Genomic DNA, 19,247 nt, shown 5'->3' on the forward strand with positions numbered 1-19,247 from the left:
AAGACGCCGACGAACCGGCATCAGACGACCCTGGCGGGCCCCGTCGATCCACGCACGGTCAGATGGGTCGGCATGACGGAACGGCTGCGGTTGGAGCCACCGGCCAGGGGATTGAGCCGGCCGAGCAGCATCGACACGGCCACCCGCCCGGCCTGTTCGATCGGGGACGTCATGGTGGTCAACGGGGGGTTGCAGAAGTCCGCACCGAAGATGTCGTCGCAGCCCACGATGCTCATGTCCTCCGGAACCCGGATGCCGCGTTCACGGAGCCGCTGGAGCATTCCGATGGCTATCAGGTCGTTGAAGGCTATGCAGGCGGTCACGCCGCTGTGCACGGCGGAATCGGCCGCGGCCGCGCCCGACTGTGTTTTCGGTGCGAACGGCCCGAGCCGCAGGACCTCCACGCCGCGCTCCTCCGCCGCCGACGAAAGGGCAGCCCACCGCCGCGAGCTGGACTGGGAAGTCAACGGACCTGCCATGAAGGCGACGCGCGTGTGACCCAGCGAGACCAGGTGATCCAGGGCCTGGCCGGTCGCCGTGGGGGTATCGATGATGACCGCGGGCACGCCGGGTACATCCCGGTTGATGGTGACCATCGGCATCTTCGCCGCGGCGGCCAGCAGGACGTCATCGCCCAGCCGCGGGGCGGTGACAATGATGCCGTCGGCACCCTTGCGCAGCTGCTCCATGGTGCTGGCCTCCACCTCGTCCGACTCCTCGGTGTCCACCAGCAACTGGGTGTAGCCGGCCGCCTTGAGTTGGAGCTGGGTTCCCCTGATGAGGTCGAAATAGAACGGGTTCGTGATGTCCGGAACCAGCACTCCCACGGCCCCGGTCCGGCCCGAGCTCAACGCCTTGGCCTGGCTGTTGGGGGTGTAGTTCAGCTCCGCTGCCGCGGCTTCGATCCGCGCACGGGTGCGGAAGTTAACCCGGTCCGGCGTGGAGAGCGCGCGGGAAACCGTCGACGCCGCCACTCCGCACATGGCGGCGATGTCGTGGATGGTGGCGGGGCGGTTGACCCCGGCTGGTGCAGCCACAGCGTTCCTCTCTGAACGTGATGACCCGGCAGCGGAAATCGCCATTGTGACTCTTGCCACAGCGTCATGGGGTCAAGGTTGCCATATCCCAGCACGGTTTGGCAACCGGTTGTCAGAGTGTGTCTGCCGGGCTAGACTGGCGCCGATACCTGATTTGTGAATTGAGTCACCGCGGGCCGGAGCCGGAGTTCCCGGTTGCCGGCCAAGCGTTGGCGCAACCCAAAGGAGCTTCCCGTGACCGAAACATCAACAGCCGTGTGGCCGCTCTCCGGATTTGGCGACGAGGTGGATCCGGACCCGGCCGTGCAGGCGGCCGTGCTGCTGGCCCTGGGCGCCAGCCATATCGAAGTCCGCAGCGCCTGGGGCACCAACGTCTCCGAGCTGGAGCCTGAGCAAGTCGCCACGCTGAAGGCGATCCTGGACGACAAGGGGCTCAAGGTTTCTGCCGTTGCGAGCCCGATCGGGAAGGTGGACGTCAGCCTGCCGGTGGAGCACGAGGTTCAGCGGCTCCGCCAGATCATCGCCGTCGCCAAGGCCCTGGACACCACCTATATCCGGATCTTCTCGTTCTACCGCGCCGAGGGCCAGAGCCAGGAAGACATCCGGGAGGATGTCCTCACGCGCATGGCCGCGCTGGCGGCGGAAGCTGCGGAGGCCGGCGTCGTACTCCTGCATGAAAACGAGAAGGGCATCTACGGCGATACGCCCGAACGGGTCCTGGACATCATGGAATCCGTCGATTCGCCGGCCCTGCGGATCGCCTGGGACAACGCCAACTTCGTCCAGGTCGGGGTCAAGCCCTACACGGACGGGTACGCGATGCTGCGCCCGTACCTTGAGTACTTCCAGGTCAAGGATGCCATCCTGGCGACCGGCGAGGTGGTGCCTGCCGGCGAGGGCGACGGCGAACTGGACGCCACCATCGCCGCGCTGAAAGCCGACGGATTCGCCGGGTTCGCCTCGCTCGAACCGCACCTGGCCAGCGCCCATGAACTGGGCGGCTTCTCCGGGCCGGTGGCCTTCGGCACCGCTGCCCGGGCCTTCGCCGGGCTCGCCGCCAAGCACGGGGTGACGCTGTCATGACCGTCAAGGCGGCAGTGATCGGATGCGGCGACGTCTCGACCGTCCACTTCGGAGCCATCGCAAAGCTCGACGACGTCGAACTGGTCGCGGTCTGCGATACGGATCCGGGACGGCTGGCTGCGGCGGTGGCCGCCTACGGTGTGCCCGGCTTTGCGGATCACCTCAGCCTCCTTGCGGAGCAGAAGCCGGACGTGGTCCACATCAGCACCCCGCATGACCAGCACGCCGCCCTCGCGGCGGACTGCCTGGAGCGCGGCGTCAATGTCATCGTGGAAAAGCCGCTGGCGCACACCCTGGAGGAGGGGCGCCGGCTCATTGAGGCCGCCGCACGCAGCAGCGCCAAGATCGCCGTGTGCTTCCAGAACAGGTACAACGCCACCGCGCAGGCCATGCACGCACTCCTGAACTCCGGTGAGCTCGGCGCCGTCCTCGGCGCCTCGGCCACCGTGATGTGGCAGCGGAGTGCCGGCTACTACCGGAGCCGGCCGTGGCGCGGCAGCTGGGCCGGCGGCGGCGGGGGGCTGATGATGAACCAGGCCATCCACACCGTGGACCTGCTGCAGTGGCTGGTGGGTGACGTCGTGTCGCTGAACGGCAATGCGTCCACCCGCTTCCTGGGCGGGACCATCGACGTTGAAGACACCGCCGAATTCGTGGCGGAGCACGCCAACGGGGCGCGCAGCGCCTTCTACGCCACGCTCGCCAACGCGGTGAATGCCCCCGTGACCCTGGACATCGTCACGGAGCAGGCCACCCTGAGCCTGCGCGGCGACCTCACGGTGACGCATGGGGACGGACGCGTCGAGGTGGTGCCCGAACGCGTGATGGAGTCCGGTGGCAGGGCGTACTGGGGCGTGTCCCATGAGCTGCTGATCGCCGACTTCTATGCCCGGCTGGGCGAGGACGGCCCGTTCTGGATCAACCCCTCCGAGGCCGCGAAGTCGCTGCGGATCGTCAAGGAGATTTACCGGCAAAGCTACCCGGAGTCGCTCGACGCCGTGCGCTGAGACCGTCTTCGTCCCTTGGCCCGGCGAGGGCTGGCACACGCCCGTGTGCAAACGGTTGCGACCGTCAAGGGGATGGAATCACCTCCTTTCCGGCGTGTTGTCGGGCTTTATTCCCGCGTCCGCGAAACTTTCGAAATGAATGTGACAATCGGTTGCCAAATCGGGCAACAATGCGTACTGTCAATCACACGGATCGGATGTGGCCCAGGCCACACCCGCTCACTGCTGAAGTCACCAGTTCCATCAGACTCATAGGAGCCAACAATGAAGTTAGGTCCCAAGGCAGCGTCAGCTGCCCTCATCCTCAGCGCATCCCTCGCGCTGACAGCCTGCGGCGGCGGCTCTGCCGCGCCCGCCGGCGCCGGCGCCCCGGCGGCCACGACGCTGACCCTGGGTGCCGTCCAGGAAATCCGCTCCTGGGACCCGGCCCAGGCGCATGTGGGCCACTTCCTGCAGCCGTACCAGGCGGCCTACGATTCCCTGCTCCTGCGGGAACCGGACGGCAAGCTCAGCCCCATGCTGGCCACCGCGTGGAAGTACAACGCGGCAAACACGGTGCTGACGGTTGATCTCCGCACGGACGTGACCTTCAGTGATGGCGCCAAGTTCGACGCCGCAGCGGCCAAGGCGAACCTGGACCACTTCAAGACGGCCAACGGCCCGCAGATGGCCCAGCTCACCGCAGTCTCGGACATCAAGGTTGTGGATGCCGACACCATTGAGCTGGACCTGACGACGCCGGATCCCTCGCTGGAGTTCTACCTCAGCCAGGCCGCCGGCCTGATGGGCAGTCCCAAGGCGCTGGGCACCGAGGGCATCAAGACCGAGCCTGTGGGCAGCGGCCCGTACGTGATGGACAAGGCAGCCACGGTCAAGGACTCACAGTCCGTGTTCACAGCCCGCAAGGACTACTGGAACAAGGACAACCAGAAGTTCGAGAAGATCACCTTCAAGATCCTGCTTGACTTGACCGCCCGCACCAACGCACTGGTTTCGGGACAGGTTGACGCCACACTGCTGGACCCCAAGACCGGAAAGCAGGCCGAGGGCGCCAAGATGATCCTCGCCGCGAACGAGGTGGACTGGCAGGGCCTGACCCTGTTCGACCGCGATGGCGCCAAGAACCCCGCATTGAAGGACGTCCGCGTCCGCCAGGCCATCAACTACGCGTTTGACCGCAAGACGATCCTCGACCAGGTCCTGCTGGGCCAGGGCACACCCACGTCCCAGCCCTTCGGGAAGGCCAGCGGAGCCTGGGTTGAAGACCTTGAGAACAAGTACCCCTACGACCCAGCCAAGGCCAAAGCACTGCTGAAGGAAGCAGGCTTCGAAACCGGCGTCGTCCTCGAGCTCCCGTCCGTTCCCGGGTTTGAAACCCAGCTGGCAGTAATCAAGCAGCAGCTCTCTGACGTCGGCATCACCGTGAACATTGGCGCCGCGATCACCAACACCTACACCACGGACGTCGCCGGGCAGAAGTTCACCAGCATGTACTTCTCGCTCTTCCAGGGTGAGCCGTGGGTTGCCATCAACCAGATCATCTCCACGAAGGCCCTGTACAACCCCTTCAAGACCACCAGTCCCGAGCTGCAGGCCAAGATCGATGCCGTGCAGGGCGGCGGCAAGGATGCTCCCAAGCTGGCGCAGGAAGTCAACAAGTACGTGGTTGACCAGGCCTGGTTCGCCCCAATGTTCCGCGTGAACCAGATGTACTACCACAACTCCAAGATCAACGTCACGCCGCAGATCCAGCAGGCTGTCCCGTCGATCTACAACTACTCGCCGGCGAAATAGCAGCCAGCGCAGTAGCTTCCCGTTCCGGCAGCCCGTCCAGCACAGGACGGGCTGCCGGAACAAGGCAGCCCACCATGCCATTTCAATGGAGCCAGCAATGATCAGATTCATCCTCAAACGCCTCGGCAGCGGACTCGTGGTCCTGTTCGCCGTCTCGGTCCTCACCTTTTTCCTGCTCTACATATCCAGCGGCAGCATCGCCCGGAACATCCTGGGAGACCAGGCAACACCGGAGCAGCTGGCCGTGAAGGAAGCCGAACTGGGACTCGACCAGCCCATGCCCGTCCGCTACTTCAGCTGGCTCACGGGCGCCCTGAGGGGGGATCTGGGCACATCCTGGTTCACCTCCGAACCGGTGGCCAACGCGCTCGCCACCCGCATCCCCGTCACCATGACCATGGTGTTCGCGGCCATGATCCTCATCGCCATCATTGCGACCCTCATCGGTGTTGCCGCGGCAGTGAAGCGCGGCTGGGTCGACCGTGTTGTCCAGATTGGCGCCATCATCGGCGACTCCATTCCCGGGTTCGTCATCGGCATCATCCTGGTGACCGTGCTGGCCATCCAGCTGGGCCTGTTCCCCGCCACCAGCACCATTTCCCCGGGCGCACCTGCGTCCGCCTGGGTGCTGTCCCTGACGCTTCCGGTGATCGCCCTGCTGATCAACGGAGTCACCGGCGGCGCGCAGCAGATCCGCAGTGCCGTCATCAAGCAACTCGAACGCGACTACGTCCGAACCCTGCGCAGCCGCGGCATCGGTGAGGGCGAGATCCTGTCCAGGCATGTCTTGCGAAGTGCTGCGCCGGCGGGGCTCACCGTCCTCAGCCTGCAGCTCATCGGCATGCTCGGCGGCGTGGTCATCATCGAGCAGATCTTTGCCCTTCCCGGCATGGGCCCGCTTGCCGTGGCTGCCACCAGCCAGACTGATCTGCCCGTCGTCATGGGCGTTGTCATGTACACCGTCGCCGTTGTCATCACGGTCAACCTCATCGTTGACCTGCTCAACGGCTGGCTCAACCCGAAGGTGCGTGCCTCGTGACCGAGTCCGTCGAAACCTCAGCCCTGACGCCTTTACCGGGGCAGGGGGCTCCCGCCGGCCAGACCGGAACCGTGGTCCGTTCAACGGTGCTCAAGCGGCTCTTCAGGAACCCGCTCGGCATCATCGCCATGGTGATCCTGCTGGGGATGGCCCTCCTGGCCGTGTTCGCCCATGTCCTGGCCCCGTTCGACGAGAACTTCGCCAACATTTCCAAGACCCTCGCCGCCCCGGACTCCGTCAACATCCTGGGAACGGACAGCTCAGGACGCGACGTCTGGAGCAGGCTGCTGTTCGGGGCGCAGTTGACGCTCCTCTCCGCGCTGCTTTGCGCCGCCGTCGCCATCGCGATCGGCCTCCCGGCCGGTCTGCTGGCCGGCTACTACGCCGGCAAGTTCGAAGCAGTCTCCAACTGGATCGTCAGCATCCTGATGAGCCTCCCCGGCCTGATCGTGCTGCTGACCATCCGTGCGGCCTTCGGACCGTCGGTGTGGATCGCCATGATCGCGTTCGGCATCCTGATCAGCCCCTCCTACTTCCGCCTGACGCGTTCCGCAGTGCAGTCGGTCCGGAACGAGCTCTACGTGGATGCCGCCCGGGTCTCGGGCCTGTCCGATCTGAGCATCATCACCCGGCACATCTTTTCCGTGGTCCGCGCGCCCATCATCATACAGACCGCCGCGATCGCCGGGGTGGCCATCGCCATCCAGTCCGGCCTTGAGTTCCTGGGGCTGGGGGATCCGGCCAAGGCAACCTGGGGCGTGATGCTCAGCGAAGGCTTCAAGAACGTCTACCTCACGCCGACGCTCCTGTTCTGGCCCGCACTGGCCATGGCCCTGACCATCGGCGCCCTGGTGCTCCTGGGCAACGCCATCCGCGATGCCCTGGAAGACGGCGAAAAGATCAAGCACCGCAAGAAGCCTGTTAAGGGCACAGACAAACGCACGACGGCGGCCCCGGCCCCCGCGCGCCAGTCACGGTACGCCGTGGCTCCCGCCGTCGACGCCGGGACCGAACACCACCTGGTGAAGGTCACCCACCTCGGCGTCGGGTACCCGCAGGCCGACGGCTCCATCAAGAAGGTCGTGGATGACGTCTCCTTCCACGTGGACCGCGGCGAGATCCTGGGCATCGTGGGCGAATCCGGCTCCGGGAAATCCCAGACCGCCTTCTCCATCCTGGGTCTCCTGCCGGACACCGCACGGATTGTTGCCGGCTCGATCCAGTTCGAGGGCAACTACACGGCGGCTCCGGGCGAGGACGTCGTGAACCAGGGCAGGCTCTCCAAGCTTCGCGGCAAGCGGATCTCCTACATCCCGCAGGAGCCCATGAGCAACCTGGACCCGGCCTTCACCATCGGATACCAGCTGGTCACGCCCATGGTGCGTGTGCTGGGCATCCCCAAGGCCGAGGCCACGTCCCGTGCCATGAAACTGCTGTCCGACGTCGGAATCGTCAACCCGAAGCGGACCTTCGATGCCTACCCGCACGAAGTCTCCGGCGGCATGGCCCAGCGCGTGCTGATCGCCGGCGCCATCAGCTGCGAACCCGACCTGGTGATCGCGGACGAACCCACCACGGCCCTGGACGTGTCGGTGCAGGCCGACGTGCTGGACCTGATCCGCGAACTCCGTTCCCGCCTGAACATCGGCGTGATCCTGGTGACGCACAACTTCGGCGTGGTCGCCGACCTCTGCGACCGCGTGGTGGTGATGCAGAACGGACGCCTGGTGGAAGAGGGCACTGTCCGCAACATCCTCCGCAACCCGCAGGAAACCTACACCCAGGTACTGCTCGGGTCCATGCTGGAAGGCAAGGAACCCATGTCCATGCTTGTTTCATCGACCGCCAAGGGGGCGGCATCATGAGTGCAACCGTAGCCACCGACCCTGCAACAGGTCCCGCCGGCGAACGTGAAAGTCTCCTCCGGGTGGACAATCTGGTGGTGGAATACCCCAGCAAAGGCTTCCGCGCCAGGCCGTTCCGCGCCCTGACGGACATCAACATCTCCATCGGCCAGGGCGAAACCCTGGGCCTGGTGGGGGAGTCCGGCTCCGGAAAGACCACGCTGGGCCGGGCCGTGCTGGGTCTCGCGCCCGTCACGGGCGGAAAAATCACCTTCGAAGGCCGGGACATCAGCCATGCGAGCCGTAAACAGCGCCGCGTCCTGAGCCGTGACCTGCAGGTGGTGTTCCAGGACCCCTACACCTCGCTGAACCCGGCCCTGGAAATCGGGGACATCCTCGCCGAGCCGCTGGGCGTGCAGGGGAAGCCGCCGGCGGAGGCCAGGAAGCGCGTCCGGGAACTGCTGGACCAGGTGGGCCTGCCGGCCGACGCCATCCACCGGCTGCCGCGCGAATTCAGCGGCGGCCAGCGCCAGCGCGTGGCCATTGCCCGCGCCCTGGCGCTGTCCCCGAAGCTGATCGTCTGCGACGAACCGGTGAGCGCCCTGGACCTGACCACCCAGGCACGCGTGCTCGACCTGTTCCTGCAGATCCAGCAGGACACCGGGGTTTCCTACCTGTTTGTCTCCCACGACCTCGACGTGGTCCGCCACATCAGCCACCGGGTGGCCGTGATGTACCACGGCGGGATCGTCGAACAGGGCCCGGCCGACGTCGTCACCCGGGACCCCGAACACCCCTACACCCAGCGCCTCCTGCTGGCCTCACCTGTGCCGGACCCGGACCGCCAGGAGCAGCGGCGCGCGGACCGTCACCGGCTGCTCGAGATCCAGCGGATGCAGGACGAACAGGCCGTCGCCCTCGCCTGAGGGCGCGGCCCGGGCGGGAAAAGGAACCAACCACCAACAAGAACCAAGCAGCCGGCTACGATTGCGGACCCGGCCCACAACGGAGGAAGACCGTGGAAACAACAGCCACAATAGGCGTACAGGCAATGATGCTGAAGGACAGCTTCAGCGAAATCGGGGCGTTCGAGACGCTCCGCAAGGTGAGCGCGATCGGCTACAACGCCGTCGAGATCTCGCAGATCCCCATGACCCCGGAGAACGTCGCGGAACTGGACAGTTCCCGCACAGAGCTCGGGATGGACATCGCCGCGCTGTCCGTGGCAATGGAGATGCCCAAGGGGCGCCCCGGCGACTCCCTCAAGGACCACTTCGACAAGATCGTCGACGACGCCAAGCGGCTGGACTCCAAGCTCCTGCGGATCGGGATGCTGCCGTTCCCTGCGATGAAGTCCCTTGGTGCCGTGATCGACTTCGCCAAGGAGGCCAACGGGTACGCCGAACGCCTGGCCGAACACGGGATCGGCCTGTACTACCACAACCACCACATCGAGTTCGCGAAGTTCGATGGCAAGTACATGCTCGACATCATCGCGGAGAACTCCCCGGCCATGGGCATGGAAATCGATGTGCACTGGGTACAGCGCGGCGGCCTGGACCCGGTTCGGACGCTGGAAAAGTACGCAGGCCGCACCGCCATGGTCCACCTGAAGGACTACCGGATCGGCGAACTCCCGGAAGCCGCCTTCGGGCTGCTGGACACCGGCGACATCATGGGCTTCATGGCCGAGTTCAAGAACGTGGTCCAGTTCGCCGAGGTCGGTGAGGGCAACCTCGACTTCCCCTCGATCATCGACGCCGCCCGGGCCGCCGGGGCCGAATACCTGCTCGTGGAGCAGGACGAACTCTACGGACGCACCGTCTGGGAGGCGCTGCAGACCTCCCACGACAACCTCGTGGCCATGGGCCACTCCCAGCTGTTCTAAGACGATACGGAGAAACACCACATGAGCAATAAAGTACGCCTCGGCATCATCGGCCTGGGCCAGCAAGGCGGCATGTACGCCAAGTTCATCACGGACGGACTGGTCCCCAACATGGAGATCGGCGCGCTGTGCGATCACGACGCCGGCAAGAAGGACCGCTTCGCCGCAGAGTACCCAGGAGTTCCGTTCTACGACGACTACATCGCCATGCTGGAAAGCGGCGACGTGGACGCCGTCGTGACCTGCGTGCCGCACTTCCTGCACCCCGAAATGGGCATCGAAACGCTCAAGCGGAACATCCACGCCCTCGTGGAGAAGCCCGCCGGCGTCTACACCAAGCAGGTCAAGGAACTTAACGAGTTCGCTGCCAGCAAGCCGGAGCTGTCCTTCGCCATCATGTTCAACCAGCGCAACAACCCGCTGTACCAGCGGCTCAAGGAGATTGTCGACAACGGCGAGATCGGCAGGATCCGCCGCAGCAACTGGATCATCACCAACTGGTGGCGTCCGCAGGGCTACTACAACTCCAGCGAATGGCGCGCGACGTGGGGCGGCGAAGGCGGCGGCGTCCTGGTCAACCAGGCACCGCACCAGCTGGACCTGTGGCAGTGGATCTGTGGCGTCCCGAAGTCTGTCTACTCCAAGGTTGCCTTCGGCTTCCGCCGCGACATCGCCGTCGAAGATGAAGTGACTGCGGTAGTGGATTATGGTGACGGCGTCACCGGCGTCTTCGTCACCGCCACCCACGATCTGACCGGAACCGACCGCTTCGAGATTCTGGGCGACCAGGGCAAGATCGTGGTCGAGAACAGCAAGACCGCCACCGTGACCCGCCTGAAGAAGCCCGAGCGCGAGCTCAGCGAAGGCATGGACATGGGCGACGTCATGAAGCTCTTCACTGGCCAACTGAATCCGGAGGACTACTACACCACCGAGGTCATCGAGTTCGAGTCCGCCTGGGGTGCGCAGCACTCCGGCGTCCTGGAGAACTTCGCGGCCAACATCCTGGACGGCACCCCGCTGCTCGCTCCGGGCTCGGACGGCATTAACGGTGTCCGCCTGGCCAACGCCATCCACCTCTCCGCTTGGACCGGCAAGGAAGTTGGACTGGACTTCGACGAGGACGAGTTCCTCGCGGAGCTGAACAAGCGCATCAGCGAAGAAGGCAAATTCCCCGAGCGCGTCTGACCTCGGGCCGCCCCGCGGCCGCATCCCGGCCCGACTGACTCGCAGTTATTGCCGTTTTGAGCGCTCAAAACGGCAACAACTGCGAGCCAGTCGGGTGGGTTTCATCGATAGGATGGGGCGGTGACTGAACCCAAGAATCCGGAAGCTGCCGCATCAACGGGCCCGGTCAGCAGGAAGGGCCTGGGCGGCAAGTCCAGCGCCACCATTTACGACGTCGCCAGGGTTGCCGGAGTCAATCCGTCCACGGTCTCCAGGGCGCTCAGCAAACCGGGCCGGGTCAGCGCCAAGACACAGAAGCTGATCGAGCATGCCGCCGCCGAGCTCAACTACCACGTCAACCCCTTTGCCCGCGCCCTGCCCACCGGGCGGACCAGCACGCTTGGCCTGATCGTCGCGGACATCACCAACCCGACCTTCTTCGGCGTCATCCGGGGTGCCGAAGCAACGGTCACGGCGCGCGACTACACGCTGATGCTCGCCGAATCCTCCGAATCGCCCGCGACCGAGCTGACCGCGGCCCGGCGCATGATGACGACCGTGGACGGGCTCATCCTGGCCAGCCCGCGCATGGATGACGACAACATCCGTGCCCTCGCCAGGGGCAAGCCCGTGGTGGTCATCAACCGCGAGGTGGACGGCGTGCCGTGCGTGGTGCCGGACGCCAACACGGGAATCGCCGAAGCCATCCGCAGCCTCGCCGCCAACGGCCACCGCAGGATCGCCTACGTGGCCGGCCCGCCGGAGTCGTGGATGTCACGCCGCCGCTGGGAAGGCGTGCAAACCGCGTGCGAGTGGTCCCGGCTGGAAGCCGTGCGGCTTGAGTCCTCCCGGCCAACGGTCTCCGGCGGCCGGGAGGTGGCCCGCGGCGTCCTGGCCAGCGGAGCCACGGCTGTCCTGACCTACAACGACCTCCTGGCCATCGGCCTCATGCAGGAACTCCAGGCCGCCGCCGTCGTGGTGCCGGACCGGATCAGCATTGTCGGCTTCGACGATATTTTCGGGGCGGACTTCACCACCCCGCCGCTCACCACCGTGCGCTCTCCGATGGCGGAGTGCGGCACGGAAGCGGCAAGCCTGCTCCTGGACGCGCTGCAGGGCATCGAGCATCCGGCGGCCATCCTGCGGGTGGAAACGGAGCTCGTGCTGCGGGGCTCCAGCGGCCGGCTTCTTCCCTCCGGCTAGCTGCCGGGCAGAGACCGCATCGTGACCCCTCCCGGCATCCCGGCGGCAAATTTTGGCAACCGGTTGACAAGCGAGCGAGCCAGGCCGGATTATTGATCCATGTCACAGTCGATTGCAGCCAACCCAGACCGGCTCCTGCCCGCGGATCCCGGAACGCGAAGCATTGCGCGCGGCCTCCTGGCCCGGGTCCAGGATCTTCCCATCATTTCCCCGCACGGCCACGTTGATGCCGCCGTCATCGAGCACAACACGCCCTTCCCTGACCCCGCAGCGCTGCTGGTAAGCCCGGACCACTACGTCACCCGGCTGATCCATGCCAGCGGTGTCTCCCTTGACAAGCTGCGCGGCTCGAGCAGCGCAGCGCCGGATTCCCGCAGCGTCTGGCGCGAGTTCTGCACGGCGTGGCCGCTGCTGGAGGGGACCGCCTCCGGCTACTGGCTGCGCAACCAGTTCCACAGCGTCTTCGGCCTCCAGCAGGAGATCAGCGCCGAAAACGCCGATGCCAGCTACGACGCCATCTCCGCCAGGCTCCAGGAGCCCGGTTTCCGGCCCCGCCAGCTCTTCAAGGACTTCAACATCGAGGTCCTGGCCACCACGGATGACCCCCTCGACGACCTCGCCAGCCACCAGGCGATCGCCCAGGACCCCAGCTTCCACGGCCGGGTGCTGCCCACGTTCCGCCCGGACGCCTACCTCAACATCGCGCACCCCACCTGGTCCGCCAATGTCGACCGGCTCATCGCGGCTGCGGGCGACGGCGCCACCGGCTATGCCGGCTACGTCACGGCACTGGAGAACCGGCGTCGTTATTTCGTGGAGCACGGGGCGGTTTCCGCTGACCACGGCGTCAGGACGCCCGCCACGTTGAAGCTCGACGCCGCCGACGCGGCACGGCTGTTCGACCGCGCCCGCTCCGGCCAGGCCACCGCGCAGGACCGCGACGACTTCGAGGCCCACATGATGTACCAGATGGCCCGGATGTCCGTCGAGGACGGCCTGGTGATGACCATCCACCCCGGCTCGTTCCGCAACCACCACGAGCCCACGTTCAACACCTTCGGGGCGGACACGGGCCACGACATCCCCGTCGCCACCAACTACACCGAGGCCATCCGCCCGTTGCTGCAGGACTTCGGCACCGCCAAGGACTTCCACCTGGTGCTGTTCACGCTGGACGAGACCGTGTTTTCGCGCGAACTCGCACCGCTGGCGGGCTTCTACCCCTCCGTCTACCTCGGCGCGCCGTGGTGGTTCCTCGATGCCCCGGACGCCATGCTGCGCTTCCGCTCCGCCGTCACGGAGACCGCCGGATTCTCGCGGTCCTCGGGCTTCATCGACGACACCCGCGCGTTCTGCTCCATCCCGGCCCGGCACGATGCCTCCCGCCGGATCGAGGCCTCCTTCCTGGCCCGGCTCGTGGCGGAGCACCGGGTCAGCGAGGACCGTGCGCACGAAATCATCGTCGACCTGGTCGATTCCTCCCCGCGAAGGGTTTTCAAGCTGTGACCATCCACGAGACCGACTCCAAAGCCGCTCCCGATGCTCCCGACGCGACAGCCGCTCCGGACGCAACAGGGCTGCCGCCCGCCCGGCTGCCGCAGCTGAGCCGGGCCATCCGGCCCTCGGCAAAGGCGCCCGTGCGGATCGTCCACCTGGGGCTGGGTGCCTTCCACCGCTCGCACCAGGCCTGGTACACCCACCACGCCGGTGACGCCGCCGGGTGGGGCATCGCCTCGTTCACCGGCCGCCGGCCTGACGCGGCGCTGGCACTGGCCGAGCAGGACGGCCTGTACACCGTGGTCGAGCGGGCCGATGGCGGCGATTCCTTCGAGATCGTCAGCAGCATCGTCGAGGCAGTGGACGGCGCCGACGTCGGCCGGCTCGCCGCCCTTGTCGCCGCACCGGCCACGGCGGTGATCACCCTGACCATCACCGAGGCCGCCTACCGCCTGGGCGCCGACGGCAGCCTGGACCGGGCGGCCCCCGACGTCGTCGCCGACCTTGCGCTGCTGGCTTCGGGCAGCGGAGCGCCGACGACGCCGCTGGGCCGGCTCGTCTTTGCCCTCGCCGCCCGCCGGGCTGCCGCCGCCGGACCGCTCGCCGTCGTCTGCTGCGACAACCTGTCCAGCAACGGAACGGTTGCCCGCCATGCAGTGGTGGGCCTGGCGGAGGCCTGGGACGCCGGCCTCGCCGCCTGGATCGATGAGAACATCAGCTTTGTCAGCACCTCGGTGGACCGCATCACGCCGCGCACCACCGGCGCGGACCTCGCAGCGGTGGAGGCCGAGTGCGGCTACCGCGACAACTCGCCGGTGGTGGCCGAACCGTTCCGCAACTGGGTGCTCAGCGGCGCCTTCCCGGCCGGACGCCCGCGCTGGGAAGACGCCGGCGCGGTGTTCGTGGACGAGATCGAGCCGTACGAAAACCGGAAGCTGTGGCTCCTCAACGGCGCCCACTCGCTCCTGGCCTATGCCGGGCAGCTGCGCGGCCACACCACGGTGGCCGAGGCCCTGGCGGACCCGCTGTGCCTGCAGGCCGTGGAACGGTTCTGGGGCGAAGCCGAGGCCAACCTGCACGGCGCGGACCTCCGGATCCCCGAATACCGCGCCGAACTGCTGGCCCGGTTCCGGAACACCCGGATCGCCCACCACCTGGCCCAGATCGCGATGGACGGCAGCACCAAGCTGCGGATGCGGGCCGTCCCGGTGCTGCTCGCCGAGCGGGCGCAGGGCCGTTCCGGGGAGGCCGCAGCCCTCATGATCTCCGCCTGGATGGATTTCAGCGCGGCGGCGGCAGAGTTCCACGACCCCCTGGCCACAGACGTGGCCGCGGCCAACAGGCTCGGCGGCACAGACCGTGTCCGCGCCCTGCTGGCCCTGCTCAATCCGGACCTCGCCGCCGATGACGCCGTGGTCCGCCTCGTTGAAGACCTCAGCGGCACCTTCTCCGGGCCGGCTGTCCAGGAGTAGCCCCGACGCTGCAGGCGGCACTGTCCGGGCCCACGGCACCTGCCGGAGGCCCGGGCAGTGTCCGTTTAGGCCGCCCATGTCCGGGCGCGGCGATGTGAATATCTGGCAACCGCTTGCCAAATGTTTGCCACGTGACTAGGATTACAGCCAGACAAAAACGCGGGCCGCCAGCACGGCCCAGCGGATCTCCCAACGGTCCCACCCCGCAACGATGCGAAGGATTCCCCCCAGATGCTCAAGCCCCAGGCAAGTGAAACCCGTGAGATGGTCAACCTCGACGGGCTCTACCGGTTCAAAGTGGACTTTGACCGCGCCGGCCACCAGGAGGAATGGTTCAAGGCGCCCCTGGCGTCGCCGCTGGAAATGGGTGTCCCGGCCAGCTACAACGACGTCTTCCCGGACAAGGCCATCCGGGACCACGTGGGCTACGTCTGGTACCAGCGCGACGTCCGGGTTCCCCGCGGCTGGGCCGGGGAACGGATCCATCTCCGGCTCGACTCGGCAACGCACGAGGGAATGGTGTGGGTTGACGATGTCCTGGTGGCCCAGCACACCGGCGGCTACATGCCGTTCAGTGCGGACATCACGGAGCACGTGACACCGGGGCAGACGTTCCGCCTCACCGTCTCCGTCAACAACGAACTCACCCAGGCCACCATCCCGCCCGGCAGCATCACGGTCACGGAGGACGGCCGCCGCCAGCAGGGCTACCTCCACGACTTCTACAACTACGCTGGCCTGCACCGCAGCCTCTGGCTGTACAGCACCCCGGCGGTGACGCTGGACGACATCACGGTCGTGACCGGCTTCGACGGGGCCACGGGCAGCGTCGACTACACGATCGGAACAGCCGGCGGCAGCGGCAGCGAAGCGGTCACGGTCGTCCTGAAGGACGCCGACGGCGTGGAAGTGGCCCGGGCCGACGGCGCCCGGGGCACCCTGGTGATCGCCGACGTCGTACTGTGGAAGCCGGGCGCCGCCTACCTCTACAGCCTGACCGCCGAGATCCGCGACGGCGGGCGGCTGCTGGACAGCTACACGCTGCCGGTCGGCGTCCGGACCGTGGAGGTCCGCGGCAAGGAATTCCTCATCAACGGCGAGCCCTTCTACTTCACGGGTTTCGGCATGCACGAGGACCACATCGGCATCGGCAAGGGCCACAGCAACGCCCAGATGGTCAATGATTTCCAGCTTCTGGACTGGGTGGGCGCGAACTCCTTCCGGACCTCGCACTACCCCTACGCCGAAGAGGTGATGGAGTTCGCCGACCGCCACGGGATCGTGGTGATCGACGAAACCGCAGCGGTGGGCCTGCACCTCGGCTTCGGCGCCGTCTTCGGCGGCATCTCCAAGAAGACCTACGTCGAGGGCGGGGTGGACGCCAAGACGGCGGCCAACCACCGGCAGGCGATCTCCGAGCTCGTGGCCCGGGACAAGAACCACCCCTCCGTTGTCATCTGGTCCATTGCCAACGAACCCAACGGCTCCGAGGAAGGCGCCCGCGAATACTTCCAGCCCCTCGCGGAGCTGACCCGGGAACTGGACCCCACCCGCCCCGTCGGCTACGTCAACGTCATGTTCGACACTCCGGACAAGGAACTGCTGGGCGATCTGTTCGACGTCATCATGCTCAACCGCTACTACGGCTGGTACCTGCACAACGGCGACCTGGAAACCGCCGAGCAGGTCCTCGAGAAGGAACTCCGTGAGTGGGAAGCCAAGTACGGCAAGCCCATGATCATGACCGAGTACGGTCCGGACACCATGCCGGGCTTCCACTCCATCTACGAGCAGCCCTGGAGCGAGGAATACCAGGCCGCCTTCCTGGCCATGTACCACCGGGTCTTTGACCGCGTGGACGCCATGACCGGCGAACAGGTCTGGAATTTTGCGGACTTCCAGACCTCCAACGGCATCATGCGCGTGGACGGCAACAAGAAGGGTGTCTTCACCCGCGACCGCCGCCCCAAGCCCGCAGCCTATGCCTTGCGCCAGCGCTGGACTGCGCTGGGCGGCATCAAGAACTCCACCAAGGCATAGCCTTTATTAACATGCGTTTTCGCTGGTCCCCAAGGGGCCGGCACCGGGTAAAGGAGCCCACAACATGAAAAAGCTGAACAAGCTCAGCATCATCGGCTATGGCGCCGGCGATGCGGCAAACAACCTCGCTTTCACCACCGCCACGATGTTCCTGCTGGTGTACTACACGGACGTGGCCGGGATTTCGGCCGCAGCGGCCGGCACCCTGCTGCTGGCGGTCAGGATCTTCGACGCCTTCGCTGACGTTTTTGCCGGCCGGGTGGTGGACCGCGCCTTCAGCAAGCGGTTCGGCAAGTTCCGCCCGTTCATCATGTTCGGCTCCATCCCGCTGCTCCTGCTGAGCGTGGCCACGTTCTCCGTCCCGCAGCTCGGCGAATCCGGCATGCTGCTCTATGCCTACGTCACGTACGCGGCCCTGGGCCTGGCCTACAGCCTGGTCAACATCCCCTACGGCTCCCTGGCCGGCGCCATGACGCAGGACCCGGGGGACCGGGCCAAGCTCGGCTCCGCCAGGTTGGTCGGCGCAATGCTCGTTAGCTCCGCCCTGGGTATTTTCGTGGCTCCGCTGATCAAGCCCGGCGCCAACCTGCAGTCAACATTCACCACCATCACCCTGGTGTTCGTGGTCATTGGCGCCGCACTCTACTTCTTCACCGTGCTGACAGCCAAGGAGCGGGTCCACCGCGCCGTCCCCAACGTCACGTTCAAGCAGAGCATGGACACGCTCAAAGGCAACAAGCCGCTGCTGATGCTCTGCCTGAGCTCCTTCTTCTTCCTCACCGGCTACCTGGCCCTCACCTCGGTGCAGCTGTACTACCTGCGCGACGTCCTGCACCGCCTCGACCTGTACCCCGTCCTCTCCATCATCCAGCTGGTGCTCACCTTCGTGCTGGCTGCAGTGATGCCCAGGCTGGTCCGGAGCCTGGGCAAGAAGGGCGTCTACGTCTACGCGTCCCTGCTCACCGTCGTGGGTGGCGCGATCATCTTCTTCACCCCGGCCAGCCAGGTCTGGATCGGCTTCGCCGGCCTCGTTGTCAGCCTGGTCGGGGTCCTTGCCGTCAACATCGTGGTGTGGGCACTGGAAGCCGACACCGTGGAATACGGCGAATGGCGCACCGGCGTGCGCACCGAAGGCATCACCTATGCCTTGTTCTCCTTCACCCGGAAGACCGGCCAGGCGGTGGGGGGCGCCCTCGCCGCCTACGCCCTGGCCCTGGGCGGCTACAAGTCCGGTGCGGCCCAGACCGCGGACGCGGTCTTCGGCATCCAGTTCGCGGCCGGTGCGCTGCCGGCCATCATGACCATCCTGGCCGTCCTGGTGATGTCCAGGTACACCCTCACCGATGCCATGCACGCCCGGATTCTCGCCGAGATCCAGGAGCGCCGCAAGACCGCCGACAGCTCCGCCCAAACGGCAGCAACCGGCAGAACCCCCGCAACGCCCGACGCCGCCGCCGTCGGCTCCGGCGGAACCACGCCGCCCGGCCCGGCCAGCCACTAGCCACCACCGACCCAGCCCGACACAGTCCATTTTGAAAGGAACTGCCGTGAAAATCATTGCCGCGGAAGTCTTCGTGACCAGCCCCTCCCGTAACTTCGTCACCCTCCGGATCACGACGGAGGACGGCGTCACCGGGATCGGCGACGCGACCCTGAACGGGCGTGAACTGGCCGTCGCCGCGTACCTGAAGGAGCACGTCGCGCAGCTGCTGATCGGCAAGGACCCGCACCGGATCGAGGACACCTGGCAGTTCCTGTACCGCAGTTCGTACTGGCGCCGCGGGCCGGTGACGATGGCCGCGATCGCCGCCGTGGACATGGCGCTGTGGGACATCAAGGGCAAGGTCGCGAACATGCCGGTGTACCAGCTCCTGGGCGGGGCGTCCCGGAACGGGCTGCGCGCCTACGGGCACGCCTCCGGCTCGGACCTTCCGTCGCTGTTCGATTCGGTCCGGGAGCACCTGGACCTGGGCTACAAGTCGGTGCGGATCCAGACGGCCGTCCCCGGCATCAAGGCCGTCTACGGCGTCGCCGCGCAGGCCCAGGCCTCCGGGGAACGCTACGATTACGAGCCCGCCGGCCGCGGCGCGTTCCCGCAGGAGGAGGACTGGGACACCCGGGCCTACCTGCGGCACCTGCCGTCGGTGTTCGAGGCCGTCCGGAACGAGTTCGGCCC

General features: G+C 66.5%; 15 protein-coding genes. 14 read left to right on the forward strand and 1 reads right to left on the reverse strand.

Features of this window, described 5'->3' with window-relative positions; genetic code table 11:
- Positions 1–20: 20 nt before the first annotated feature.
- Complete coding sequence (locus tag J9611_RS08280) at positions 21–1,082, reverse strand: LacI family DNA-binding transcriptional regulator (RefSeq protein WP_211879249.1); 1,062 nt, start codon at positions 1,080–1,082, stop codon at positions 21–23.
- A 189-nt stretch (positions 1,083–1,271) separates the two neighbouring features.
- Between J9611_RS08280 and J9611_RS08285 the strand changes: the two genes are divergently transcribed.
- The 14 genes from J9611_RS08285 to J9611_RS08350 form a co-directional block, all read left to right on the forward strand.
- Positions 1,272–2,120: a sugar phosphate isomerase/epimerase family protein gene (locus tag J9611_RS08285; RefSeq protein WP_211879251.1), complete on the forward strand. Its 849-nt coding sequence runs from the start codon at positions 1,272–1,274 to the stop codon at positions 2,118–2,120.
- Positions 2,117–3,127 (forward strand): Gfo/Idh/MocA family protein, encoded by a 1,011-nt coding sequence (locus J9611_RS08290; RefSeq protein WP_211879253.1) that lies wholly within the window; start codon positions 2,117–2,119, stop codon positions 3,125–3,127. Before J9611_RS08285 ends, J9611_RS08290 begins: the two co-directional genes overlap by 4 nt.
- 264 nt (positions 3,128–3,391) lie before the next feature.
- On the forward strand, positions 3,392–4,921 hold the full coding sequence (locus J9611_RS08295) for an ABC transporter substrate-binding protein (RefSeq protein WP_211879255.1): 1,530 nt from the start codon (positions 3,392–3,394) through the stop codon (positions 4,919–4,921).
- Positions 4,922–5,018: 97 nt separating this feature from the next.
- Positions 5,019–5,960, forward strand: a complete 942-nt coding sequence (locus J9611_RS08300) for an ABC transporter permease (protein ID WP_211879257.1) — start codon at positions 5,019–5,021, stop codon at positions 5,958–5,960.
- Positions 5,957–7,825, forward strand: a complete 1,869-nt coding sequence (locus J9611_RS08305) for a dipeptide/oligopeptide/nickel ABC transporter permease/ATP-binding protein (RefSeq protein WP_211879259.1) — start codon at positions 5,957–5,959, stop codon at positions 7,823–7,825. Before J9611_RS08300 ends, J9611_RS08305 begins: the two co-directional genes overlap by 4 nt.
- Complete coding sequence (locus tag J9611_RS08310; protein WP_211879261.1) at positions 7,822–8,730, forward strand: ATP-binding cassette domain-containing protein; 909 nt, start codon at positions 7,822–7,824, stop codon at positions 8,728–8,730. The genes J9611_RS08305 and J9611_RS08310 overlap by 4 nt, the downstream gene beginning before the upstream one ends.
- Before the next feature lie 92 nt (positions 8,731–8,822).
- On the forward strand, positions 8,823–9,692 hold the full coding sequence (locus J9611_RS08315; RefSeq protein WP_307857051.1) for a sugar phosphate isomerase/epimerase family protein: 870 nt from the start codon (positions 8,823–8,825) through the stop codon (positions 9,690–9,692).
- Positions 9,693–9,713: 21 nt separating this feature from the next.
- A complete protein-coding gene (locus J9611_RS08320; RefSeq protein WP_211879263.1) occupies positions 9,714–10,880 on the forward strand; it encodes a Gfo/Idh/MocA family protein in 1,167 nt (388 codons plus the stop codon).
- A 120-nt stretch (positions 10,881–11,000) separates the two neighbouring features.
- Positions 11,001–12,062: a LacI family DNA-binding transcriptional regulator gene (locus tag J9611_RS08325; RefSeq protein WP_211879265.1), complete on the forward strand. Its 1,062-nt coding sequence runs from the start codon at positions 11,001–11,003 to the stop codon at positions 12,060–12,062.
- Between the two features lie 99 nt (positions 12,063–12,161).
- Entirely contained in the window at positions 12,162–13,568 is a 1,407-nt protein-coding gene (gene uxaC, locus J9611_RS08330; RefSeq protein WP_211879267.1) for a glucuronate isomerase, read from the forward strand.
- Positions 13,569–13,639: 71 nt separating this feature from the next.
- Entirely contained in the window at positions 13,640–15,031 is a 1,392-nt protein-coding gene (locus J9611_RS08335) for a mannitol dehydrogenase family protein (protein WP_211879297.1), read from the forward strand.
- Positions 15,032–15,262: 231 nt separating this feature from the next.
- On the forward strand, positions 15,263–17,071 hold the full coding sequence (gene uidA, locus J9611_RS08340; RefSeq protein WP_211879268.1) for a beta-glucuronidase: 1,809 nt from the start codon (positions 15,263–15,265) through the stop codon (positions 17,069–17,071).
- Positions 17,072–17,135: 64 nt separating this feature from the next.
- Positions 17,136–18,572 (forward strand): glucuronide transporter, encoded by a 1,437-nt coding sequence (gene uidB, locus J9611_RS08345; protein ID WP_246527539.1) that lies wholly within the window; start codon positions 17,136–17,138, stop codon positions 18,570–18,572.
- A gap of 46 nt (positions 18,573–18,618) precedes the next feature.
- Positions 18,619–19,247, forward strand: a 629-nt coding sequence (locus tag J9611_RS08350) for an enolase-like domain-containing protein (RefSeq protein WP_504741946.1), incomplete at its 3' end; no start/stop codon positions are given.

The sequence above is a fragment of the Pseudarthrobacter albicanus genome (assembly GCF_018224015.1).
Classification (GTDB): Bacteria; Actinomycetota; Actinomycetes; order Actinomycetales; family Micrococcaceae; genus Arthrobacter; species Arthrobacter albicanus.